Consider the following 24,224-nt stretch of genomic DNA (forward strand, 5'->3'; position numbering starts at 1 on the left):
GCCGCATGATGCCCGGAGCCGCTTTAAGTCTTCGTTAATACTGCACGTCTAGCATGGTGATGCCGGCGAACGGATCGGACCCCGGTCCGGCGCCGGCGGCACACGCGGGTGCGTCGACGTCACGGCGCCGCGCCGTCGCGCGTCGCCATTCCCTTGCAACGACGGCAGACCATGATCAAGCACTTCGACTACACGCTCGGCAGCGAGACGATTGCGCTCTGCGCGAGCTTCGGCGCGGGGCCGGCGTTGCGCCGTGTGCTCGTGAGCCGCGCGGATTCGATGGAGACGCTGGTGGTGCTCGACGCGCGCGGCCTGTCGGGTCTCTTGAAGGTCGCAACCGAAGAACCGGAAGGGCTCCTCGACGACGCGATCCGCAAGGTCGGCGACGAACAGCTCGTCGAACGGGCGATCAGCGGCAGGACGATCGTCGAAACCGCACTGTGACGGCATAAGCACGGCGCGGCGGCGCGGATCAAGGAGTATGCTGCCGGTCCGACCGGCTCACTCACGCATGCCCGATGCCCGCAACTGGCGCTGCCATTCCCGTTTCCCGCCGCTATACGACGATTCGCGTGATCGCGTATCACGGCATCCTGCAAAACATCACGGCCTTGCTGGCGTTCGTGCCGTTCATGCTGTTCCTGCACGAACGGTCGCTGGCCGCATTCTCGTCATGGTCCGGGCAGATGTGGGCGCTGCAGGGTGTTTCGTTCGCGGCGGCGATCGCAGGTCTCGTCGGTCACATTGCGCTGGTATTTCGTCGCCGATGGGGACGGACGCTGGATGTGGCGACCTGGGTGGTGTTGAGCGCCGCGTCGCTCATGCTGTCGTCGTGGATCACGGTGCTCATCGGGCTGCCGTTGGGTATCGCCGGCCTCGCGCTGATGTACAACCGGCTGAGCAATGACTATCTGAACCTGCCGCATACGGTGATCGAACCGACGGTACGGCGCTTCGCATCCGTCGGCCTGCTGGCCGCTTCGTCCGCGCTGCATTACTGGGCGATCTCGTTCGCGACGATGCGTACCGGCACGTTCGGCTACCTGCTGCCGAATGGCCGGCCGATGGACCTGCTGATCGCCGCTGCGATCGCGCTGGTCGTCGGCACCGCTGTCGCGCCACGCGGGCAACGCATGTGGTGCTGCGGGATGTCGCTGATGACGTCCGCCGTCGCGATGCTGGCGATGCTGTTGAGCTACGTGTCGGTCGCGACGCCGCTGGTGCGCTACCTGCCGCACGAATACCGGCGCATCGCCATCCCGTGGCAACCGATCACGGTTTACGCGATCGTCACGTTCTGCATTGCGCTGGTGCTGATACGTGCGACGAAGCCACCGAAGCAGAGCGACTGGGAGCAGTGGTCGAATCCCGACGCTTCCACCGGGGCGGGCGCTGCGCGCCGGGAAACGACCTCCTGACGCTGCGTGGCTAATCCGCGAACCGGTCCGTCGCCGCGATCAGCGCTTCCAGGATCCCCGGTTCGTTATACGCGTGCCCGGCGCCTGGGACGATCTCGAACGTCGCTTCCGGCCAAGCCTTCGACAGATCCCATGCGGTGCGGGCGGGCGTCGCGATGTCGTAGCGGCCTTGCACGATCACGCCGGGAATGCCGGCGAGGCGATGTGCGTCGCGCAGCAACTGGCCTTCCTCGACGAAACCGTGGTTGACGAAGTAGTGGTTTTCGATCCGCGCGAACGCGAGCGCATAGTGGCCGTCCGCGAAGTGCGCGGCGAGCGCGGGATCGGGCAGCAGCGTGATCGTGCGGCCTTCCCAGATGCTCCACGCGCGCGCGGCTTCGAGCTTCGCGGCTTCGTCGTCGCCCGTCAGCCGGCGATGGTAGGCGGCCATCAGGTCGCCGCGCTCGGCTTCCGGAATCGGCGCGACGAAGGCTTCCCACAGGTCGGGGAACAGCCACGACGCGCCTTCCTGGTAGTACCACAGCAATTCCGCGCGGCGCATCGTGAAGATGCCGCGCACGATCAGCGCGCTGACGCGTTCCGGGTGCGTTTCCGCGTACGCGATCGACAGCGCGCTGCCCCACGAGCCGCCGAATACGAGCCATTGCTCGGCGCCGACCATCTCGCGCAGGCGTTCGATATCGGCGACCAGATGCCACGTCGTGTTGTTCTCGAGGCTTGCATGCGGCGTCGAGCGTCCGCAGCCGCGCTGGTCGAACAGCAGGATGTCGTAGCGCTCCGGGTCGAACAGGCGGCGATGATCGGGGCTGCAGCCCGCGCCGGGGCCGCCATGCAGGAACACGGCGGGCTTGCCGGCCGGGTTGCCGCAGCGCTCCCAATAGATGCGATGGCCGTCGCCGGTGTCGAGGTGGCCGTGGGCGTAGGGTTCGATCGGTGGGTACACAGACAGGCTCCGGGTGAGGGTCGACAGGAGGCGGACGAGCGGGCCGGTGTGCGGGCGGGCACGGTATTTTGAATATTGCGGCGCCGCAAAAAACTCGTTGCGCAGGCATCGGCCGGCCGCCGCCGGACAAGGCTTGTCATTATGCCCATTCGCCGCGCCGGACGTTGGCCCGCTTTCGTGTGTGCCGTTGCCAGGGTTCGCGCCGGGATTTTTGAAGCAATTTCATTCCGATATTTTTCATACAAAATCCCGGCGGCATATCGGTGCACCGGATTGTGTGCGCCTGCCTATCTCCTGCTTCTTTACCGTGCCAACGGGAATCAGTCGATGAACCATCGCGTCACGCAGTTGACCGGGTTGCGCGCCGTCGCGGTGTCGATGGTCGTCGTCGGTCATGCCGAGCACGTGCTGCCCGGCGGCTACACGGGCTGGTACGCGCCGTTGCGCCTGATCGCCGACGGCAAGCTCGGCGTGCTGATCTTCTTCGTCCTCAGCGGTTTCCTGATCACCAACGTGCTGCGCGCCGAGTTCTCGCGCACCGGCGATATCGCGCTGACGTCGTTCTACGTGCGCCGCGCGCTGCGGATCTGGCCGGCCTGCTACGTCTATCTCGCGGCCGTCGCGATCGTGGCTTTCGCCGGCTGGTTCGACGTCGATCGCCGACAGTGGCTGTATGCCGCGCTGCACCTGTGGAATTACTCGGCGTGGTTCGGGCTGACCGCCGACAACCTGTTGCATCGCGACGGCGCGTGGTATCTCGGCCATTTCTGGTCGCTCGCGCTCGAGGAACAGTTCTACTGGTTCTGGCCGTTGCTGTTCGTGTACGGCATCCGCCGCCGCGGCACGCGCTGGCTGGCCGCGCTGATCCTGATCGTGCCGCTGGTGCGCGCCGTCACGTATTTCGTTGCGCCGGCGCTGCGCGGGCAACTCGGGATGATGCTGCACACCGGCGTCGATCCGATCCTGATCGGTTGTTATGCGTCGCTCAACCGCGAACGGCTCGAAGCGTGGATCCGTTCGTGGCGCGGCGAGACGCACATCGTGACGGCGATCATCTTTGTCGTGCTGCTCGGGATGCCGCTCGCCGAACACCGGCTCGGCGGCTTCTGGAATGCGACGTACGGCGTGACGCTCGAAGCCGCGCTGATCGCGATCGTGATCGTCGTGCTGAATTTCCGTAACGAGTTCTGGTGCGCGCGCTGGTTGCGCGCCGGGCCGGTCGTGTTCATCGGCACGATCTCGTTCAGTCTCTATCTGTGGCAGCAGCCGTTCGCGAATCCGGACCTGCCGGTTGCGCACGCGTTTCCGCTCGGGATCGTGTGGGCGCTGATGGCGGCGACGGCCAGTTACCTCCTCGTTGAAAAGCCGTTCCTGCGGTTGAAGGATCGTTATACGGCGCGCGAGGCGCGACGCGTGCGGGATGACGTGTTGCTCGGATCGGTGGCATCGGAGTGTGTCGAGACGAACGCGGCCGTCAAGTAGGGCGAACCTGCGACCCGGTCGAGCGGATCAACATCGCCGTGCGCATCGGCTATCATCCGGATTCCGCTTTTTTGATACCACCGGATGACCCTGGACGCATCGTGACGCCGGCGATCGAGCGGATCGATTCGATTCGGAAAACCCGTTTCATGCTTGAGAGCTGGCGGAAGTTGTTGCCGAAGATCGGGCAAAGCCGGACGGACAGCAGGGCGTTTTCGAACCGACCGCCGGGGAGTGGCGACACATGACATTTGCAGGCCGGGAAAGTACCGCAATCGAGCAAGCCGCTGTGTCGGATGTCGAGGCGATCAAGGCGATGGTCGTTGCCGCGTACACAAAATATATTGAACGTATCGGCAAGCGACCCGCGCCGATGAACGCCGACTACGAAGCGTTCGTAAAGTCCGGCGATCTTTATGTGCTTCGCGTCGACGGAACCACCGTGGGCGCTATCCATGTTGCCCGGGCGGACGATTCGCTCTCGATCGGCAATCTTGTCGTGGCCCCTGAGTGGCAAGGGCATGGCCTCGGTCGATTGCTCATCGGCTTTGCGGAGGACATGGCTCGCTCACTGACGTTGCCGGCGCTGACGTTGTATACCAACGAGATGATGCACGAGAACATCGCGCTTTATACGAAGATCGGATTCGTGGAAACGGCCCGCAGAACCGTTGACGGTTACAACCGCGTGTACTTCAGGAAGCAACTGCAAGAGTAGGCCGCCTCACTTCATCGCCGATGGCGGATACCAGAAGTTCCGGAACATATCGATTCCGTACGTCTTGCCGTCATACCTGACGATCGTGCGGATCGGGCGCTTGTCCTTGCGCTGCGGCGGATCGACACGCGCGGTGATCGACAGGTCGGCGAACCCGTGGGTCGACGTCTTTTCGACGCCGATCGTCATGTTTGCCGAGACGATCGCGTCGTCGCTTCCGCCGGGGCTGCAGACCGGATGGCTGACGTCGGTGTTGACCCAGCCGGCGAGGTTGGTGCCGAACACCGGACGCAGACGATTCCCTTCGCGTACCCACAGCGTCAGTTCATCGCTGGCGTTGGCATCGGGGCAACTCGGCCCGCGCGCGCTGCTTGAGAACACGATGCCGAATGCGCGTACCTCGGGCGACAGCCGGTACGGCGCGGTATCGATGCGGTAGCTGTTCGGGCCGATCTCTGTCGCCGCATCCTCTTCGACCACCGATCGCTCGGCCGCAACGACCTTGCCGCCCTCGACGAGCGCGACGATCTGCAACTTGTTGCTGTCGTCCGGGTTCTTGCTTTTCGGAAGCGAATCGAACGCGACGGCCGCGATCGTCGTGTCCGGCGCGTTCGGCATGACCTTGCACGCCGACGCGACGACGAGCCGGTCCGCGTCGCGCGTGGCGATCCGTGCGCTCACGATGCCGGCCCAGCGGGCGACGGCAGTCACGATATCGTCGCCGCAAGGCTGGTTGTCTGCAGCCTGAACGGCGGGGGGTGCGACGAGCGCCAGCAGCGGGACGAAACAAAAAATTCTCATAGTCAAAAGGTTCTTCATTGATGCTGTGGATGTCGCTTACCGGCCCATAGCAGCCAGTCTCCCTTGCTGGGTTGGCGCGCAACTAATTTCACATATGCCAGTGTGTCCTGTAAGAACACGGTTGCGTCGCCTCGCGTGGCTACTCCAGTAGGGTGGCCGCGGCTGACTTCTATTACACTTTCCAGTAGCCGGGCCGCTTTGTCGATCGGCTAGCTCAGCCCCCTTCTTGATCGTCGTCTAAAAATGGTTGCCAACTGTGTTCCGCCCGCCCCTCCCGCAGCGGAAGCCGCAGCATTCTCACCCAGCCATTATTCTATGGCTGATAAATACTCTAATAGAGTAAAATTCTTGCTTGACCTTCGGCCAACCATAAACCTACCTAATCGTAGTCATGAAAAACAAAAACAAGCAGATTGGCGAATTCCTCTCATATTACTACAATCTCTCGTCGCCCCCGGGTTATGCGGTATTAATTCGGGCAAATTGGGGTGCGGGTAAAACTTGGTTTATGAAGGATTCTATACAGAAATTAGAACACTCCGCAGGATTTGGTGAGACGGAGAAAAAAGGGCGTCGCGCACTGTATGTTAGCTTGTATGGAATGAGCTCGACGAAAGATATAGAGAGTGAATTTTTTCGTCAGTTGCACCCAATCCTGGGCTCCAAAGGGATGGCCATTGCCGGAAAAGTAGCGAAGGGCATGCTCAAAGGGACGCTGAAGATCGATTTGGACGGAGACGGTAAGGCGGATGGCAGTATTAGCGCCAATGTGCCGGACATCGAACTGCCTAAATACTTGCGGAATACAGAAGGCCTTGTGCTGGTTTTCGATGATATTGAAAGATGCTCGATTCCCATCGGTGATCTAATGGGATACATAAACTACTATGTAGAGCATGATGGTTACAAAGCCATTCTTGTGGCAAATGAGGAGGAGCTGCTGCGTCGCGATACAGAGGAAAGCCGGCAGGGTGCCGAATATAGAAGAATAAAAGAAAAGCTTATCGGAAAAACATTTGAAATTGAATCAAATGTCAACGACGCAATTGATGCATTCCTAGGTGAGCTTGAACCAAGTTTCTTCGCCAGCTTCTTGCAAAGCAAGAAGGAGCTTGTGGCGAATCTTCATTCGGCTTCTGGGTACTCCAATTTGCGACACCTTCGACAGATTTTTCATGACTTCACTCGAATTGGCCAGATGTTGCCTGAGAAGGCAAGGGGGCATGACGATCTATGCACGGACCTTCTGAAGGCGTTTGTCGTCTTTTCAATCGAAATAAAAAGTGGATCTATTACTGTTTCAGACATTGGTAAACTTGCGGGGTTTCAATTTCAGCAAGCAATAGGCAAAACTTCCAGCGAAGACGACATATTTAGGAAAGTCTTGTCAAAGTATCCACACTTTTCACCTAGTGATGCGGTGCTTTCCACAGAGCTTTGGCAGGAGTTGTTAGATACTGGTCTCGTGGGTGAAGATCAATTCTCGGAAGCCATACTGCATAGCAAATATTTCGCACGTGATAATGCGGAAGAGTGGCGCCTGCTATGGGATCCTTATTCGCTGACGGACGAAGAGGTTGCCAGTCTCGCGAAAATTGTCCAAGATAAATTCATCAATGGGCGGTATAAGAATGTTGGGATATTGCTGCATGTCTGCGGAATTCTCCTAGAACTATCAAGTATCGGTGTGATTGCGGAGTCATTCGACACTGTCATTGATATTGCCAAGAAAAATATTGACTCCCTTGATAAATCGAGTGAAATTTTAGAGTCTCGGAGTTTTCTTACGCTTCGGACTTTGACGGGTTGGAGTGGTCTGGGGTGGAGGGCGCCGGACAACACACAATTCGGGCAGCTGCTTTCATATGCGAAAGACAGGATTACGACGGCAGCTGAAAATAAATATCCTGACGATGCGCTAGAACTTCTTAATGTCATGGACAAAGACACATGGAGCTTCTCGCAGGACTTGACGATTCACAACGGACCGAGCCGGTACTACGACGTACCAATCCTTTCATATATTGCCCCGGATTTGTTTGTAAGGCATGTGGCGGCACTGCATCCAAGACAGCTCCAATACATTCCCGGGACATTAAAGGAACGATACTCCTCCCGACATGCGCAGACGAAGCTGCGGATGGAATACCGCTGGCTGATACAAGTGGCGCGTGAGCTGGGAGAGGAAATGGAAAGAAGGAAAGGGAAAATCAGTGGCGTCCTTTTGGGTCATGTTCGCCAAACCGTTCTTACGGCTGCCCAAACGCTCCATCAAGGAAAGAGTATGATTTTTTGCAAAATTCCAATGCAAAGAAAATTACCGAATTATAAGAGGAAGGTCTGAGACAGGAGGTCTATTGGAACTGTCCTCCAGCATCTGCTGTCTCCGGCAGGAGCAGGAACTTAAGGCTCGGACGTCAGCTCCTGGCCGAATGCCGACACCTCGCCCAGCGTTTCCGAGAAATCTGCAAAAAATAAAAATGGCCCTTGCGGGCCATTCATGGACGAAGGTACGAGCAACGCTTACCGCGTCAGCGCCGTGAAACCCTCCAGCAACCGATCGACATCAGCCGCTTCGATCGCCCCCATCGTCGAAATCCGGAACAGTTCCTTCGACAACCCGCCTTGCCCTGCATAGATCACGAAGCCACGCGCCTTCAACCCGTCGTGCAGCGTCTCGTACGTAACGCCCTGCGGCAACCGGTATGCGCGCAGCACGACCGACGACGCACCTTCCGGCAGCACCAGCGGCATCCCGCGCGCGGCAAGCCCGGCTTGCGCCTGATCGGCGAGCGCCTTGTAATGCGCATGACGCGCGCGCCATCCACCAGCCTCATCAAACTCGCGCAGCGCCTCGACGAGCGCGTAGTACGCGTGCACCGACGGCGTAAACGGCGTATTCCGCTGGTCCTGCAGTTTTGCGAGACGGCCAAGATCGAGGTAGTACGTGCGGCTTGCGGCCTTCGCGAGCGCGCTGCGGCGCACGATCACGAACGCCGCGCCCGGCACGCCGTGCAGGCACTTGTTCGCGGTCGCGGCAACGGCGTCGATGTCGCCGCCGGCGAAGCCGATCGCTTCCGCGCCGAAACTGCTGACGCCATCGACCAGCATTTTCACGCCGCGCGAACGACACACCTCGGCAATCGCACCGAGATCGTTCAACCGGCCCGTCGTCGTTTCATGATGAATCACGGCGACATGCGAGTACCCGCCCGCATCGAGGCGCGCCGCGATCTGCGCGAGATCGGGTGCCTGCATCCATTCATGCTTCAGCACATCATGCGCGATCCCGTACTGCGTCGCGATCTGCGTGATCCGCTCACCATACACGCCGTTCTCGATCACGAGCAGCTTGCCGTCCTGCGGCACGAGCGCCGCGATCATGCTCTCGACGGCGGCGGTGCCCGAGCCCGTCATCAGCACGGCGGCCCATTCGGCCGGATCGAGTTCGTACGCGGCGACGAGGCGAGCGCGCGCTTCATCCTGCAGGTCGAAGAATTCGCTTTCGCGATGGCACAGGTCGGGTTGCAGCAGGCTGCGGCGCACGCGTTCGGTCAGCGTTACCGGGCCGGGGTTCAGCAGCAGCATCAAAGGGCTCCTTCAGCGTGGGCTTCGGTCTGCGCGGCGCCGATGTGCCGCATCAGACGGGTCTTGACCTCGACCGGCGTGACGGTCGGGCGGGGCAGGCCGTCAGGCACGCCCGTGCGGATCGCGAGACGCACGAACTGGGCACCGTCGTGCGACGCGGCCAGCGCCGTATCGAGCACGTCGAGTGTGTCGCCTTCGACCGCCGACGCATAGCCGCATGCGGCCGCGACGCCCGCGAACGATACGTGCCGCGACACCGTTGCCTGGCCGCCCGTCGATTCGTGCGCGCCGTTGTCGAGCAGCACGTGCGTGAGGTTGGCCGGGCCGTAGGTGCCGAGCGTGGCGAACACGCCCATCCGCATCAGCGCGGCGCCGTCGCCGTCGACCGCGACCACGCGCAGGTCGGGGCGCGCGAGCGCGAGGCCGAGCGCGAGCGGCGTCACGCAGCCCATCGAGCCGACCATGTACAGCTGGTTCGGGCGATCGTCGATCGCGTAGAGTTCGCGGCCGCAGAAGCCGGTCGATGCGAGCACGACGGTCGAGTCGACCGGCGTGTGCGCGATCACGCGCTGCAGCGCGTCCTGGCGGGTCGGCCACGCATCGGCCGACGCGGCGCGCGACGACGATTGCGCGGCGACATGCGCGCGCGGCTGTGCCGCCGGGTTCGCGTTCAGTTCATACGGCGCGACGCTGCCTTTCTGCATCACGAGCGCGTACGGGCGGCCCGTCGCGTCCATGTGCGCGATCGCGCGGTCGAGTGCCGGGCCGACCTGTTCGGGGTCGGTCGGGAACGTCTCCCACGGGATCTCCATCGTGTCGAGCATCGCGGGCGTGATCGGGCCCATCAGCGCGTGCTGCGGCTCGTCGGCGACGCCCGGCTGGCCGCGCCACGTGACGATCAGCAGTTGCGGCAGGCGGAACGTCCAGGTCAGCGACGTCAGCGGGCTCACCGCGTTGCCGAGCCCCGAGTTCTGCATCATCGCGATCCCGCGCTTGCCGCCGAGCGTCGCGCCGGCGATCAGCGCGACCGCGTCGCCTTCGTTCGCGGCCGACAGGTAGTGCAGCGTCGGGTCCTGCAGCACATAGTTGATGAACGGCGTCAGGTACGAGCAGGGCACGCCCGCGTACCAGTCGAAGCCGCGTTCGCGTGCGGCCTCGACGAACTGGGCCGCTTCGATCATTGCGCGCCCCCGTTGCCGGCACCCGGTTCGGACAGCGGCGTCTGGCCGTGCGCGAAGTCGCCCGCGCGGCGGAAGTCTTCCAGATCGTTGACGCCGCGCCAGTGGCCGTGCACGTACTGCACCTCGATCTTCTCGCCGGCGGCGATCAGTTCGTTGAGCAGCGACGGGATGTCGAGCGTGTCGAAATCGTCGCGCGCCTGCAGCGTCGCGAGCATCACCTTCAGGCGATCGACGCCCGCGCCGCGTACGTTCAACAGGCCGATCCAGCGGCCGTGCGGCGTGCCTGCGGCGACGTCGCTCGATACGCGTTGCAGATAGGTCTTCTGGCCGAACAGGCCGCGATCGTCCGCCGCCGAGCACAGCGCGAAATCGCGCACGCTCTGGTTGGTCGGCTCGGTCAACGACGAATCGACCACCACGCTGAACTCGGCCTCGCTCTCCGCGAGGTCGCGCACGATGTAGCTGCGGAACAGCAGGTCGCCGTACGAGATCACGGTGTCGCCGGTCAGGCGTTCGGCCGCACATGCGAGCGACGCGAGTTCGCCCGTCTGCGCATGGCGTTCGTTGACCACGAGCTTGATGCCCGACGTATCGATCGCGTCGGCGCGATAGCCGCCGACCACGGTGATGTCGTTCACGCCGTGCGTCTTGAAGCCGTCGACGAGCCAGCGCAGCAGCGGCTTGCCGGCGACCGGCAGCATGACCTTGGGCTTGTCCTCGGTCACGGCTTCGAGGCCCTTGCCGCGGCTCGCGGCGAGCACGATCGCGGCGTTCGACGCGCGTGACGACGACGACAGGTAGATGCGCTCGGCGGCCGAGTACTCGTCGGCGTCCTGCAGGCGGAAGATCTCGTTGACCGATGCCACGCGGTCCTCGACGTTGATCAGCGTTTCGCTTTCGTGGATCTCGCGCGCGGTCGCCTGCATCGCGGATGCCGACGCGCGGATCAGGTGGTTCGCCCAGATCACGGTGCTGATGCCGGCCTGGCGGAACACGTCGGTCGGCGTGCTGTAGTACTTGGTCGGCACGATCACGAGCGGCGCCTTGCCGCTCCATTCGCGCGCGAACTGCAGGATCTCGTCCGGGCGCGACAGCTTGCTGTGGATCAGGATCGCGTCGGCGCCGGCTTCCGCATACGCGTTCGCGCGGCGCAGTGCCTCGTCCATCCCCCAGCCTGCGATCAGCGCTTCGACACGCGCGACGATCGAGAAGTCGGGATCGGTCTGCGAATCCTTGCCGGCCTTGATCTTGCCGCAGAACTCGTCGATTTCCGCGAGCGGCTGGCGCTCGCCGCCGATGAAGCTGTTGGTCTTCGGGAACTGCTTGTCCTCGATACAGACGCCGGCAATGCCGCGCTGTTCGAGCTTCTTCACGAGGCGGCGCACGTTGTTGAAGTTGCCATAGCCGGTGTCGCCGTCGAGCAGGATCGGCAGGTCGCTCGCGTCGGCCATGAATTCGAGCACGTCGACGACCTGCGTCCAGCTGGCCTCGTTGTTGTCGCGCACGCCGAACTGCGCGGAGATCGCGAGGCCCGACGCCCAGATCCCCTTGAAGCCGGCTTCGCGGACGATCCGCGCGGACAGGCCGTTGTGCGCTTCCATCAGGAATTCGAGGTCGCTGCTGACGAGCATGCGGCGCAGGCGTGCGCTGCGCGATTCGGTGAAATTGGGTTCGCGTGCGTTCATCGTGCGGCTCCAGCGGTAGTGCGTTGAATCAGGGGGAGGATTTCTTGCGTGGCGCGTGCGACGTCGTTCGGGAAGTCGATCTCGATCCACGGCGAGCCCGTCACGTCAGCGATGTCGAACGAATGGCCGCCTTCGAGCAGCAGGTCGCGCACGGCTTCTTCGTGCGGCATGTTCGCGCGGCCGCTGTCGACGTAGCCCGCGACGATCGTCGCGAGGCGGCGCGCGGTGCCTTCGGTGAAGCGGAAGAAGCCGACCGATTCGCCGATCGTGTCGTAGTCGAGGTCGACCGCGAGCTGCTTGCGCAGCTCGACCGGCACGCCGTTCTTCACGCACAGCTTGACGGGCTCGTCGCCGGCCTCGAAGTCGCGGTCGATCAGCAGGCGGTCGACCGCCTTGTCGGGATCGGCCATCAGCGCATGCAGGATGTTTTCGTCGTACAGCACGTCCGCGTCCATCAGCAGCACGTCGCCGCCGCGCGTCATCGCATCGGCGACGGTATGCACGGTCAGCACGCTGCCGAGGTCGTAGCGCTCGTTCAGCACGATTTCGGCCTGGCGGCCGAGGCGCTTCAATTCCTGCTCGACCTTCTCGGACTGAAAGCCGAGCCCGAGCACGATCTCGTCGACGCCCGCGGCGTCGAGCACGCGCAAATGGCGCTCGAGCAGCGAAACGTCGTCAAAGCGCAGCAGGCACTTCGGGAACTGCGCTTCGGGCGGTTGTTGCAGGCGCAAGCCGAGGCCTGCCGCAAGAATGATGGCTCGCATGGGTTCTCCAACCAAAAAGCCGGCGGATCTGAACGATCAGTCGGCGAGCGGCTGCGGCGCACGGCGCCGCTGCCAGTTTCTTTCACTGAAATGCAGATAGAGCAGGCCGGGCAGGCCGAGCGCGAGTTCGCGCGCGCGCTTCGCGAGCGACAGCGCGAGCGCCGCGTCGGGCGGCAGGCCGACCAGCGGCGCGAGCAGCAGGTAGCCGCCTTCCTGCGCGCCGAGCGAGCCCGGGATCGCGAAGGCCGCACCGCGGATCGCCTGGCCGACACTCTCGAGCAGCAGCGCGTCGAGCCAGCTGACCGGGTGCCCGAGGAAGTGCAGCGCGAGCCACACTTCCGCGGTGCCGACGATCCAGCCGACGAGGCTCAGTGCGAACGTCTTCGCGACCTTCGCACGATCGCGGTACAGCGCGCCGACCGCATCGTCGATCGCATCGGCCCGGGTCGCGAGCGACGACCAGTCGCGCGGGCCGAGCAGCTTCGACGCGAGACGCATGCCGCGGCCGAACAGCCCGCGCCGCTGCGCGACATAGAACAGCGCGGCGAGGGTGCCGAGCACGCCGGTGGCGATCAGCGCGGGCGTGCGCAGGTGCGCGACCGACTCGTGCGTGGCATACAGGCTGAACGCGCAGATGCCGATCAGCGCGAACGCCATTTGCGCGAGTGCTTGCATCGTCGTGCTGACGGTGACCGCCGCCGCCGCATCGGCCATCCGCGTGCCGCGCTGCGCGAGGTGGCGCACCATCAGCACGGGGCCGCCGATCTGCCCGGCAGGCAGCAGGCTGTTGACCGATTCGCCGACCCAGCGCGCGCGCAGCGCGTTGCCGAGCTCGGCGCCCGGCTGGCCGCGACGGAACATCACGGAGATCGCGATCGCGTCGATTACGAGCGGCACGACGTGGAACGCCGCGACGAGCGCGAGGCCCCAGCCGGCCGCGAGAAACGTGGACGCGACCGCGCCGACGCCTTGCCATGCGAGGAGTGCGATGAAGAGTGCCGTCCCGAGGGACAGCAGGATCAGGCCGGCGCGTGTCATGACCCGGTCGTGCGTCGCGTGGCCAGTTGCTTGAACACCTGGCGGAAACCGAAATACGCGATCGCGTCCTTCATGTTCGAGATGAAGCGCTTCCACGGCCGCATGCCGGGGTTCGTCACGTATTCGAACGTGAGCGACACGCGCATCTCGTTCTGGCCGAGCGGCGTGATGCGGTGGCGCAGCTTGTCGCCGTCGAACAGCACGATGCCGCCGTCGGCGATCTGCACCGAACCCGGTTCGTCGGCCACGTCCGGATTGCGCGTGTGCAGCTCGTAGTCGAGCCGGCATGACGATTCGTCGATCACGCCGATCAGCAGCGTGTAGCGGCGGCCGTCGTAGTACGACGTGTCGTAGTGCCAGCCGATGTGGTCGCCGGGCTTCGTGTAGTAATACAGCGCGTACGCGTGCGGATCGTCGTCCGGCGACAGCATCAGCTTGTCGCCCGTGACCTTCTCGAGGAAGCTGATCAGCGCCTTCGATCGATACAGTTCGGCGATGTACGGCGCCTGCTCGTCGATCGTATGGCGGCTCACGCTGCCGCCCTGCTTGTGGCCGGGCAGGTAATTGCGGTTCAGGCCGGCCTGCATCGCGCGGGCGGCCGCCGCCAGCTTCGCGTGCGCGTCGGCCGGCAGGAACGTGTCGAGATACAGGAACGACCCCTGGCGCGTGTAGTCGCCGCGCAGGCGGTCGAGGTCGAGATGGCCGACGCGGTCGGCCACGGTGCGATCGGGGTCGGACGCGGCCGCGCGTGCAGGCGCGGGGCGTGCCGGGCTCAGCACGGAGTCGTCGCGCGTGCTAGGAGTCATTTGGAAGCCTGGATTTCAGTAGGGTTCTGCGGGAGGTTGCCGCGCCGGACGATGCGCCACCAGTCGATCACGACCCAGGCTGCGAACAGCGGCGCGCCGATCGACGCCGCGAGCAGGAACGGCTCGACGCCGTCGACGAGCGTCACGAGCGGCAGCAGGTACAGCACGTCTTCGGTCTCGAAGCCGCCGGCGAATGCCTGCTTGGTGCCGGCCTTGCCGGCGATCGATTCGATCCGCATGCGCAGGAAGAAGATCAGTGCGACGGCCGCACCGGCCACCGCGCCGAGCAGCACCGGCGACGCGGCCATCTGGCCGCCCTGGGCGACGATGCCGAGGCCCATGCTGACGAACAGCGCGATCGTGACGAGCGCGTCCGCCGCGAGGTCGTAAAAATGGCCGATCTTGCTGGTTTTGCCGCTGATACGTGCGAGCTCGCCATCGGTGTGGTCGACGAAGTTCGACAGCACGATCAGGAACGCGCCCGCGTTGCTCCAGCCGAAACCGCCGTGCGCGAGGCACCAGGCGCCGGCGAGGCCGATCAGCAGACGCAGTGTAGTGAGGTGATTCGGGGTGACCGGCGTATCGACGAGCGGTCGGACAAGCGAGCGCGCGAGCCGCGCATCCCAGGTGCGTGGCAGGGGGGGCTCGGAGCGTGTGGCGGTTTTTCTTTGGTCCATCGGCGAAATATATACGGAATTGTAATTTGTTGCTTTTTATTCAATCAATGTCCTGACATACAAGAGTGTTACCGCGTCCTGCGGGTGTCGGCCGGTCGAAAACCGCGCATGCGAAAGGGCAGGCAAACGGGGCGGCCGCACCCGTATTCCAGTGTGGTTCGCATCGTGCGGGTGTCAAGGGCGGACGGGCCTCCGAGGCCGGCGCGGCCGTTATTTTCGCGCATGCCGACAGGCGGCGCGCAGCGCGTGCGACCTTGACCCGCGTCAGGCCCGGAAACGCCGCATCGGGCGACAATTGGCCGCGCCGCCAGCGGGTCGTCGATTGTTGATGGACAGGCGATAAATTTCAATGGAAATCCGCCGATTAATGCGCACGGGTTGGCGATCGTCGGCCGGTCATTCGATCGCGGCTTTCGTGCACCTTTCGTGTGCATTCGGCGCATGCGGATCGCCTGTCACAGAACGGTCGTTCGATACCCGGCAAATTCGGTAAGGATCTTTTGCATTCAGCGGACATTTCGCGGCGATTGCCTCTGCGATACTCCGACCGTGCCTGTGGTGCCGGCCGCCCCGAGCGGCCCCAAGGGCTTCATGTCGCTCCGGAGACACCCCCGCGACGTCAACGACAGACCAAATCGTCAGAAACCAGCCATGTCTTCATCACGCATCCTCGCTCCCGCCCTGCGTTCGCTCGTCCGCACCGCCGACGAAGCCGCCGCGCTGATCCGTCCCGGCATGACCGTCGCCATGAGCGGCTTCACGGGTTCCGGTTATCCGAAGGCCGTGCCGGCCGCGCTTGCCGCCCACATCGACGCGGCGCACACGCGCGGCGAGGATTTCCGGATCAACGTGCTGACGGGCGCGTCGACCGCGCCGGAACTCGACGGCGCGCTCGCCCGCACCAACGGCATCTCGATGCGGTTGCCGTACCAGTCCGACCCGACGCTGCGCGACAAGATCAACAGCGGCGAAGTCGACTACCAGGACGTCCACCTGAGCCACGTCGCGCAATATGCGTGGTTCGGACTGTACGGCGATCTCGACGTCGCGATCGTCGAAGTCGCGGGTATCCGCGAGGACGGGCTGCTGATTCCGTCCGCGTCGATCGGCAACAACAAGACCTGGCTCGAACGCGCGAAGCACGTGATCCTCGAGGTCAACGCGCGCCAGCCGCTCGGCCTCGACGGGATGCACGACGTCTATTACGGCACCGCGCTGCCGCCGCATCGCAAGCCGATTCCGCTGACGAAGAGCGACGACCGGATCGGCGAGCCGTACCTGCGCTGCCCGGCCGACAAGATCGTCGCGATCGTCGAGACCGACGCGCCGGATCGCAGCAACGCGTTCTCCGCGCCGGACGAGACGTCGAAGCAGATCGCGCTGCAACTGATCGACTTCCTGCGCCACGAAGTGAAGCGCGGCCGCCTGCCGGAAAACCTGCTGCCGCTGCAGTCGGGCGTCGGCAACATCACGAACGCGGTGCTCGCGGAACTCAGCTCGGCCGGTTTCTCGAACCTGACCGCGTACACCGAAGTGATCCAGGACGCGATGCTCGACCTGCTCGACGACGGCACGCTGAGCTTTGCGTCGGCCACTGCGCTGTCGCTGAGCCCGGCCGCCGTGCAGCGCTTCGCCGAAGAGATCGCGACGTTCCGCGAGAAGATCGTGCTGCGCCCGCAGGAGATCAGCAATCATCCGGAACTCGTGCGCCGCCTCGGCTGCATCGCGATGAACGGGATGATCGAGGCCGACATCTACGGCAACGTGAACTCGACGCACGTGATGGGCACGAAGATCCAGAACGGTATCGGCGGCTCGGGCGACTTCGCGCGCAACGGCTACCTGTCGTGCTTCATGTCGGCGAGTACCGCGAAGGGCGGCGCGATCTCGCGGATCGTGCCGATGGCGAGCCACGTCGACCATACCGAGCACGACGTCGCGGTGGTCGTCACCGAGCAGGGCCTCGCGGACCTGCGCGGCCTGTCGCCGAAGCAGCGCGCGCGCAAGGTCATCGCGACCTGCGCGCATCCGGATTACCGGCCGATGCTCGAGGACTACTTCGAGCGTGCGTCGCACGACAGCTTCGGCAAGCACACGCCGCACCTGCTCGCCGAGGCGCTGTCGTGGCACGAGCGCTACGTGCGCACGGGGACGATGAAGGCCTGACGCGGCCCCGCGGCGAGCGCGCGTCGAACGTGCGCCCGCCGTGATCGTCAATCCATCGCCGCGTGCGCGACATCGACGCTCGCCGTTTTCTGCGGCGGGCGGATCAGCAGCAACAGCGGAATCATCAGCAGCGTCGCGACGAACATCAGCTTGAAGTCGTTCAGGTACGCGATCATCGTCGCCTGCTGGTTGATCGTGCTGTCGAGCAGTGCGAGGTCGAGGCGGCTGCCGGACATTGCCTGCACGGCCGGATTGAACGGCGTGATGTGGGCGGCGAGATCGGCATGCGAGACCTGCGTGTTGCGCGTCATCAGCGTCTGCACGATCGAGATGCCGATGCTGCTGCCGATGTTGCGCATCAGGCTGTAGGTGGCCGTGCCGTCCGCGCGCAGGTCGGGCGCCAGCGTCGAGAACGACAGCGCGCTCAGCGGCACGAATACGAGCCCCAGCCCGAAGCCCTGGACCACGCCCGGCCACACGATGTCCGATTCGGACAGCACGACCGTGTACTGCATCATCTGCCAGAGCGCGAGCGCGGAAATCGACAGTCCCGCGAGCAGCAGCAGCCGCGCATCCATGTATTTCAGCAGTCTCCCGACGAACAGCATCGCGATCATCGTGCCGGCGCCGCTCGGCGCGGTGACGAGGCCCGTCGTCGCGACCGGGTAGCCCATCAGGTTCTGCAGCATCGGCGGCAGCAGCGCGCGCGTCGCATACAGCACCGCGCCGACCACGAAAATGAACAGCGTGCCCGTGGCGAAATTCGGGTCGCGCAGCAATTCCGACTTGAAGAACGATGCCTTGCCGACGGTCGCCGTATGCACGAGGAAGAACGCGAAGCTGAGTGCCGCGACGAGCGCCTCGATGCGGATCTCGTACGAACCGAACCAGTCGAGTTGTTCGCCACGGTCGAGCATCGCCTGGAATGCGCCGATCGCGAGCGCCAGCGTCGCGAAGCCGAACGCGTCGAATTTCACGTGCGGACGCGGCGCGCGCGCGGGCAGGAAGGTCATCACGCCGGCCAGCGCGAACGCGCCGATCGGCACGTTGATGAAGAACACCCAGCGCCAGTTGTAGCTGTCGGTGAGCCAGCCGCCGAGCGTCGGGCCGAGGATCGGGCCGACCATCACGCCCATTCCCCAGATCGCCATCGCCTGGCCTTGTTTCTCGCGCGGGTTGATGTCGAGCAGGATCGACTGCGACAGCGGCACCAGCGCGGCGCCGAACACACCCTGCAGCAGGCGCGCGCCGACGATCTGCACGAGCGACTCGGCCAGCCCGCACAGCGCCGATGCGACCGTGAAGCCCGCGATCGAGACGATCAGCAGCCGCTTGACGCTGAGCCGGTCGGACAGCCAGCCGGTGAGCGGCGTCGCGATCGCCGCGGCGACGATATAGGAGGTCAGCACCCACGTGATCTCGTCCTGCGACGCGGACAGGGTGCCCTGCATGTGCGGCAGCGCGACGTTCGCGATCGTGCTGTCGAGGGTCTGGATCAGCGTGGCGAGCATGATCGACAGGGTCAGCATCGGCCGGTTCAGGGCGGGCGAGGCGGGGGCGTCGGTGGCGGGGTTCAAGCGGGTGTCTCCGTGGGGCGGTCGCCGTGGGCGGCGATCCGGCATGGCGCAAATTATAAGCATGCTTATCATATATGCGCTTATCGCTGGATCGCGAGCCGCGGGCCGATGACGGCTTGACCCTATAATCGGCGGATGGACAAGACCTACGAGAGCCGGATCGGCTACCTGATTTCAGACGTGGCCCGCCTGCAAGGACGCCTGTTCGACCGGCGCGCGAAGCGCATCGGGCTGACGCGCGCGCAAAGCCGTGTGCTCGCCTACCTGACGTGGAAGGGCGAGATGAATCAGGCGCGGCTCGCCGAATGGCTCGAGATCACGCCGATCTCGCTCACGCGGCTGCTCGACCGGATGGAAGGCTATGGCTGGATCGAACGCATCTCGAACGACGACGACCGTCGCGCGTTCGTGATCCGGCTGACCGACAAGGCGCGCGAGATATTTCCGCAGATGCTCGAAGTCGGCGATACCGTCACCGACGACGGGCTGCGCGGCTTCACGCCCGACGAGCGCGATACGCTGGTACGGCTGCTCGGGCGCGTGCGCCACAACCTGATCGACTGCGGCGGGGAGTGACGCACATGTCCATCCGGGCGCGCCGGGTGGCGGGATCGAAAATGACGAGGACGGCGGGAGACAGGGCACCGGCACGACGCATCGCAGGCTTCGGCGATGTCGGCATGGCGCCCGCAAAGCCGCATGTTCAACGGCCCAGCGCCGCGAGCGTGAACGCCGCCAGATAGAGACCCACACCGTACGACAGGTGCGTGACGATGCTGCGCCGGCGCGCGACGCCCGGATGCGGCGTGCGCGATGCCGCGATGCCGAAACCGAACGCGGGCTGCATCACGAAGAACGGCGCGACCACGCTGGCGAGGCCGGCGACGAGCGCGGGCAACGGCGTCGGCGTGCCGATCCACGCCGTGCCCGCGATCGCGACGGGCAGCGCCGCGAACGCGATGCCGATCGCGTAATGCGCGATCCAGCCGAGTGCATGCTCGCCCGGCACGGGCGGCGCGGCGACGATCGACACGTGCCGGAACCGGCCGCGCATCATGTGGCCGATCCAGCGGCCGACCAGCGCGTAGTCGAGCGACGGAATGCCGAACGCACGCCGCCGGAACAGCGCCCACAGATCCATCACGAGCGTGGCGCCCGCGCCGATCAGCAGCAGGTCGAACAGGATATCGGCCGGGCTCATCGCGCACCTCCGCGGTGGACGGTGACGGCGACACGGCACAGCGGAAGGCGGGTTGGGTTCAGCGGTTTCATGATGGTCCAGGCTTGTTTTTACAGAGTCGAGCGACTATCTTGCTACCTCAAGTTCACTTGAGGTCAAGCATGAGCCGTCTGGACATTGCGGTGGTCGCGCGTCGCACGGGATTGCCCGCATCGACGCTGCGCTACTACGAGGAAAAGGGGCTGATTGTCCCGATCGGTCGGCACGGGCTGCGGCGGCAATACGACGAGTCGGTGCTGGAGCGTCTGGCGCTGATCGCGCTCGGCCGCGAGGCCGGTTTTTCGCTCGACGACATCCTTGCGATGGTCGGCACCGACGGCCGGCCCGCGATCGATCGCGCGAAGCTCGACGGCAAGGCCGACGAACTCGACCGTACGATCCGCCGTCTCGGCGCCGTGCGCGATGCGCTGCGCCATGCGGCCGTGTGCCCGGCGTCGAACCATCTCGAATGCCCGTCGTTCCAGAAGCTGCTGCGCATCGCCGCGCATCGTCATCCGGTGCGCCGCACGAAGGCGGAAGGCGCGTAGGCGTCAGCCCGCGCGATGCGCGTCATCGGCGGGATGCAGGGGAGGTCCGGAGGCAGGGTGGCGCGCCGCGCTACGCCGGGCCGGACGTCGCAAACAGGAACAACGGGGTTGCCGCGTGTGGTTTTTCTTTCTGCTTTACGTGCTTCCGGCCGCGTACGCGGCATCGAAGGTCGGGCCGCATTACGGGTTTCTCGCCGGGTTCGCGACGCTGGCCGCCGTGCTGGCGACGCAGACCGCGCTGCTGACGTGGGGTGCGGCCTGGGTGAAACGGCGGCGCGCGGCCGCCGCGCCGCCTGCGGCGATCGTGCCGGCCGGCATCCCTGAGGCCGAGCCGGATGACGAGCCTGACGTGCGGCTGCGATACGGCGAGCATGCGCGATTCAAGCAACTGGTGCTGGTGGCCGACGACACGCGGCTCGACGTCACGCGCCGTTTCTACGACGAGTTGAAGCGGGGAATCGAATCGTTCGTGGAGGTCGACGCAGGCCGCGACGGTTCGAGCGCGGCGATGGTTTCGGCGGCCGAGCTTGCGGCGGCGGACGACACGCTGACCGTGTTCGTGTCGAACGACGGTGCGTGGTCGGGGTTCCGCGTCGGCGACGACGGCTTCCGGTTCCGCCACGGCGCGATCACGAGACTGCAACTCACGCTGGTGATGCCGCTGCGCTGGGTGGGCGGCTACATGGTGACGTTATGGTTCGACGTGCCGAACCGGGAAAGGGCTGCCGAATACGTGTCGCATTCGACGTTGTTCGATCTCGATCTGGAACATTCCGATCGTCGTTCACGTGCGCTCACTCATGCGTGTCGCGAGATCGCGTCCGTGCTCGACGCGGCATTCGACGTCAGCGAAGCCTCCGACGCATGACTCATCCCGCGTAATACACGCGGCATTCCCTCTCGCGCCCGCGCACGATGCGCTTGCCGACGAGCGAGCCGAACGTTTCGGTGAAGACGGTGCGCTGGTGCTCGCACTGCGCGGCGTCGTAGAAATAGAGTGACACCCAGTTCGTGGGGCGGCCGGCTTCCGGCGTGCGCGCGGCGGCCAGCAGGCACAGCGCCGTGAAATGCCAGCCGCCTTTGGTCATGTGCATCACGGGCGGCGGCACGTAGCCGTCCGCGTTCAGGCGCCGGTGCGCGAGCGTCGGCAGTACGCCGGCAGCAGCCTTGTTGCGGTACAGGCGGTCGATGTAGAGCAGCAGTTCGACCGGCGGTTCCGTACCGGGGCCGGCGTCTTGCGCGTGGCCCTGCCAGCGCCGGCGGCGGGTCAGCACGTCGTCGAGCGCGCTGCGGATGCCGGCCGCGCGCCGCGGGCCGACGCCCGAGATCGTCTCGAGCTGGCCGTTGCGGGCCGCGCGTTCGAGCTCCTCGAGCGTATCGATATGCAGCAGGTCGTGAATGCGCAGCGCGAGCCCGTGGCCGATGCCCGGCACGGCTTCGAACGCGGAGGCGCGTTCGGCGTCGCCGCACAGGCGGTCGAGCTGGCGCCAGCGCCCGGTCACCAGCAGCTCGGCGATGGCCTGCGCAACGCCCGTGCCGATCTCGGGCAGCGCGCCGAGCGTATCCACGCCACCGGCCTCGAACAGCGTGCGGATGTCGTGGTCAAGCGCATCGACCGTATCGGCCGACGCGCGGTACGCGGCGACCCGATACGGATTCGCACCCTGGTCGGCCAGCCGTTGAGCAGCCTCGCGCAGGCATGCCGCGATATGCCGGTTTTCCTCGTACGTTTGGCTGATGGTCGTCTGCATGGCGCGGGACCTGGGGAAGCACAAACGAAATGGACGCGGCGAGCGATGCGCCGGTCGGCCTTTCACCATTGTCGCGGTACGCGATGAACAAAACTTGACGCACGTCAATGGCAAACGTAGCACATGCGCGAAGCGCACGGTCGTGCCGGCAGATGGCACGGCCGTGCGTCGCTTGACGCGATCACGCGTCGAGAAACGACTGCGCGTTCTCGGCCTCGGCGGCCGTGCGCAGCGTGGCGAGCGCGCGCTTTTCGATCTGCCGCACGCGCTCGCGCGACATGCCCGCGTCGTGCGCGATCGCGTCGTACGTATCGGGCTCGGTGCCGCCGAGCCCGAAGCGCCGGCGCAGCACGTCGGCCTCGGCCGGCGTGACCGACCGGAGCAGCGACGTCACGCATTCGCGCATGCGCGTGTCGGCCAGTTGCTCGAACGGGCTGGCCGACGCCTGGTCCTCGATCAGATCCACGAGGCCGGTGTCCGCGTCGGGCAGCGGCGTGTCGATCGAGAGGGGCTCGGCGGGCAGCGCGAGCACCGCGCGCAGCTTGTCCTCGTCGAGGCCGGTTTCGGCCGCGAGTTCGGCCGGCGTCGCCTTGCGGCCCGTGCGCTGGCGAAAGCGCAGCGCGTGCCGCTGCACGCGCTGATACTGGTCGCCGACGTGCACGGGCACCCGGATCGTGCGCGAGCGATCCGCGACCGCGCGCGTGATCGCCTGGCGGATCCACCAGGTCGCGTAGGTCGAGAACTTGAACCCGCGCCGGTATTCAAATTTCTCGATCGCGCGCATCAGGCCGAGGCAGCCGTCCTGCACGAGGTCGGGCAGGTCGACGCCGCGGTTCATGTACTTGCGCGCGATCGACAGTACGAGCCGCAGGTTCGCCTCGAGCATCGCGCGGGTGGCGTCGTGCACTTTCTGCTGGCCGTCGCTCAGCGCGGCCGCGAGTGCCCGTCGCGCGACTGCGTCGAAGCGGGCGCTTTCGCCGGTGGCGCCATCACGCGGCGCCGCCGCGAGCGCGCGCACGACGCGGCTCGCGTCGTCGACGGCCGGCGCGACCCACGCGATCGAGCCGAGCAGGGCGGCCATGCGGTTGCGTGCGTCGCGGTATTCGTCCGAACGGCAGCCATGCGCAAGCAGTGCGCCGCGCAGCGCCGAGACGGCTGCCTGCAGTGCGTCGTAGCTGGCGGGCAACGGCGTGTCTGCGGTGTCGTCATCGGACGGACCGGTTGCGGTGGCCGCACCCGTCGCGCGGTGACGCGCAAGCAGCGCGTCGACCGCCGCCGGACAGCCGGCCACCGCATGCAGCACCTGGTGGCGGCCCGTCTCGATCTCGCGGGCGAGCAAGATTTCGCCTTCGCGCGTGAGCAGCGGTACCGCCTGCATGCGCCGCATGTAGAGCGCGAGCGGATCGGTCGATGCGCTCGTGCCGCGTGCGAGGTCACCGAGCACGGCCCGGCCTTCGTCGAGCGCGTCGCGATCGACGTCGACAGGCGCCGTGCCGGCAAACGGCGCGGGCGCGGCCGGCTCGTCGAGCACGGCGATGCCGATGTCGGCGAGCGCGGCGCGCACGACCTCGAGCGCGTCGGGGCTGTCGCTTTCGGGCGGCAGCGCGTCGACGAGGTCGGCGTGCGTCAGATAACCCTGTTCGCCGGCAAGCGCCAGCAACTGGATGATCGGATCGAGCGGCGAGTCCGCCCGGGGAGTGGGGCGTGGCGTAGTCATGTCGATGGCGGCGTGAGCCGCGTTCCTGTCTGGGCGGGCCGAAGTCCGCCTGGTTCTGGCAACCCGGGTGCTCGCGAACGCCCGTTCGCGCCGGTCAGCCTGACATCGTTCAAGTTGAGGGCATTTCCGCCAACTTCAACGCGGG

22 protein-coding genes are annotated in these 24,224 nt (G+C 65.2%); 9 read left to right on the forward strand and 13 right to left on the reverse strand.

Annotated features, from left to right (window positions below; translation table 11 throughout):
* Positions 1-171 precede the first annotated feature (171 nt).
* Together ACN22W_RS20515 and ACN22W_RS20520 are read left to right on the forward strand one after the other, a co-directional pair.
* A complete protein-coding gene (locus ACN22W_RS20515; protein ID WP_048251347.1) occupies positions 172-444 on the forward strand; it encodes a hypothetical protein in 273 nt (90 codons plus the stop codon).
* A gap of 74 nt (positions 445-518) precedes the next feature.
* Entirely contained in the window at positions 519-1,418 is a 900-nt protein-coding gene (locus ACN22W_RS20520; RefSeq protein ID WP_419689193.1) for a hypothetical protein, read from the forward strand.
* Between the two features lie 10 nt (positions 1,419-1,428).
* Here ACN22W_RS20520 and pip read toward each other — a convergent pair whose 3' ends face one another.
* Entirely contained in the window at positions 1,429-2,361 is a 933-nt protein-coding gene (gene pip, locus ACN22W_RS20525; protein WP_419689194.1) for a prolyl aminopeptidase, read from the reverse strand.
* 327 nt (positions 2,362-2,688) lie between these two features.
* On the opposite strand from pip, the gene ACN22W_RS20530 reads away from it, so the two are divergent.
* Positions 2,689-3,843 carry an acyltransferase family protein gene (locus tag ACN22W_RS20530; RefSeq protein WP_419689195.1) on the forward strand — a complete coding sequence of 385 codons (1,155 nt, stop codon included), beginning with the start codon at positions 2,689-2,691 and terminating at the stop codon, positions 3,841-3,843.
* Between the two features lie 244 nt (positions 3,844-4,087).
* Entirely contained in the window at positions 4,088-4,561 is a 474-nt protein-coding gene (locus ACN22W_RS20535) for a GNAT family N-acetyltransferase (protein WP_419689196.1), read from the forward strand.
* Positions 4,562-4,567: 6 nt separating this feature from the next.
* Here ACN22W_RS20535 and ACN22W_RS20540 read toward each other — a convergent pair whose 3' ends face one another.
* A complete protein-coding gene (locus tag ACN22W_RS20540) occupies positions 4,568-5,362 on the reverse strand; it encodes a multidrug ABC transporter ATPase (RefSeq protein ID WP_419689197.1) in 795 nt (264 codons plus the stop codon).
* Between the two features lie 391 nt (positions 5,363-5,753).
* On the opposite strand from ACN22W_RS20540, the gene ACN22W_RS20545 reads away from it, so the two are divergent.
* Positions 5,754-7,706: a P-loop NTPase fold protein gene (locus ACN22W_RS20545; RefSeq protein WP_419689198.1), complete on the forward strand. Its 1,953-nt coding sequence runs from the start codon at positions 5,754-5,756 to the stop codon at positions 7,704-7,706.
* A 179-nt stretch (positions 7,707-7,885) separates the two neighbouring features.
* On the opposite strand, the gene ACN22W_RS20550 is transcribed toward ACN22W_RS20545, so the two are convergent.
* The 7 genes from ACN22W_RS20550 to ACN22W_RS20580 are packed head-to-tail and all read right to left on the reverse strand — an operon-like array spanning position 7,886 to position 15,101.
* Entirely contained in the window at positions 7,886-8,950 is a 1,065-nt protein-coding gene (locus ACN22W_RS20550; protein WP_419689199.1) for a 2-aminoethylphosphonate aminotransferase, read from the reverse strand.
* A complete protein-coding gene (aepY, locus tag ACN22W_RS20555; RefSeq protein ID WP_419689200.1) occupies positions 8,950-10,131 on the reverse strand; it encodes a phosphonopyruvate decarboxylase in 1,182 nt (393 codons plus the stop codon). The genes ACN22W_RS20550 and aepY overlap by 1 nt, the downstream gene beginning before the upstream one ends.
* Entirely contained in the window at positions 10,128-11,816 is a 1,689-nt protein-coding gene (gene aepX / locus ACN22W_RS20560) for a phosphoenolpyruvate mutase (RefSeq protein WP_419689201.1), read from the reverse strand. Before aepX ends, aepY begins: the two co-directional genes overlap by 4 nt.
* Entirely contained in the window at positions 11,813-12,580 is a 768-nt protein-coding gene (locus tag ACN22W_RS20565) for an NTP transferase domain-containing protein (RefSeq protein ID WP_129517136.1), read from the reverse strand. The genes aepX and ACN22W_RS20565 overlap by 4 nt, the downstream gene beginning before the upstream one ends.
* A gap of 36 nt (positions 12,581-12,616) precedes the next feature.
* On the reverse strand, positions 12,617-13,618 hold the full coding sequence (locus ACN22W_RS20570) for an HpnL family protein (protein ID WP_193100780.1): 1,002 nt from the start codon (positions 13,616-13,618) through the stop codon (positions 12,617-12,619).
* Complete coding sequence (locus ACN22W_RS20575; protein WP_343495304.1) at positions 13,615-14,424, reverse strand: 2OG-Fe(II) oxygenase; 810 nt, start codon at positions 14,422-14,424, stop codon at positions 13,615-13,617. Before ACN22W_RS20575 ends, ACN22W_RS20570 begins: the two co-directional genes overlap by 4 nt.
* Positions 14,421-15,101, reverse strand: coding sequence for a CDP-alcohol phosphatidyltransferase family protein (locus tag ACN22W_RS20580; RefSeq protein ID WP_129517139.1), 681 nt, complete (start codon positions 15,099-15,101; stop codon positions 14,421-14,423). Before ACN22W_RS20580 ends, ACN22W_RS20575 begins: the two co-directional genes overlap by 4 nt.
* A gap of 651 nt (positions 15,102-15,752) precedes the next feature.
* On the opposite strand from ACN22W_RS20580, the gene ACN22W_RS20585 reads away from it, so the two are divergent.
* Entirely contained in the window at positions 15,753-17,267 is a 1,515-nt protein-coding gene (locus tag ACN22W_RS20585) for an acetyl-CoA hydrolase/transferase family protein (RefSeq protein WP_419689202.1), read from the forward strand.
* 47 nt (positions 17,268-17,314) lie between these two features.
* Here the strand turns inward: ACN22W_RS20585 and ACN22W_RS20590 are convergent, their stop codons facing one another.
* The gene (locus tag ACN22W_RS20590) at positions 17,315-18,796 is read right to left on the reverse strand and encodes a DHA2 family efflux MFS transporter permease subunit (RefSeq protein ID WP_419689875.1); all 1,482 of its coding nucleotides are present in this window, start codon (positions 18,794-18,796) and stop codon (positions 17,315-17,317) included.
* 183 nt (positions 18,797-18,979) lie between these two features.
* Here ACN22W_RS20590 and ACN22W_RS20595 point away from each other — a divergent pair, with 183 nt between their 5' ends.
* Positions 18,980-19,420, forward strand: a complete 441-nt coding sequence (locus ACN22W_RS20595) for a MarR family winged helix-turn-helix transcriptional regulator (protein WP_419689203.1) — start codon at positions 18,980-18,982, stop codon at positions 19,418-19,420.
* Positions 19,421-19,547: 127 nt separating this feature from the next.
* Here ACN22W_RS20595 and ACN22W_RS20600 read toward each other — a convergent pair whose 3' ends face one another.
* Positions 19,548-20,045, reverse strand: coding sequence for a DUF2938 domain-containing protein (locus tag ACN22W_RS20600; RefSeq protein WP_419689204.1), 498 nt, complete (start codon positions 20,043-20,045; stop codon positions 19,548-19,550).
* A 140-nt stretch (positions 20,046-20,185) separates the two neighbouring features.
* Between ACN22W_RS20600 and ACN22W_RS20605 the strand changes: the two genes are divergently transcribed.
* Together ACN22W_RS20605 and ACN22W_RS20610 are read left to right on the forward strand one after the other, a co-directional pair.
* Positions 20,186-20,611, forward strand: a complete 426-nt coding sequence (locus ACN22W_RS20605) for a helix-turn-helix domain-containing protein (RefSeq protein WP_419689205.1) — start codon at positions 20,186-20,188, stop codon at positions 20,609-20,611.
* Between the two features lie 115 nt (positions 20,612-20,726).
* The gene (locus ACN22W_RS20610; RefSeq protein WP_419689206.1) at positions 20,727-21,479 is read left to right on the forward strand and encodes a hypothetical protein; all 753 of its coding nucleotides are present in this window, start codon (positions 20,727-20,729) and stop codon (positions 21,477-21,479) included.
* Position 21,480: 1 nt separating this feature from the next.
* Here ACN22W_RS20610 and ACN22W_RS20615 read toward each other — a convergent pair whose 3' ends face one another.
* A complete protein-coding gene (locus ACN22W_RS20615; RefSeq protein ID WP_129517147.1) occupies positions 21,481-22,362 on the reverse strand; it encodes a helix-hairpin-helix domain-containing protein in 882 nt (293 codons plus the stop codon).
* A gap of 181 nt (positions 22,363-22,543) precedes the next feature.
* Positions 22,544-24,079, reverse strand: a complete 1,536-nt coding sequence (locus ACN22W_RS20620; RefSeq protein WP_419689207.1) for a sigma-70 family RNA polymerase sigma factor — start codon at positions 24,077-24,079, stop codon at positions 22,544-22,546.
* Positions 24,080-24,224: the final 145 nt, after the last annotated feature.

Origin of the sequence: Burkholderia theae, assembly GCF_048565265.1 — a bacterium.
In the GTDB taxonomy this organism is placed as follows: domain Bacteria; phylum Pseudomonadota; class Gammaproteobacteria; order Burkholderiales; family Burkholderiaceae; genus Burkholderia; species Burkholderia theae.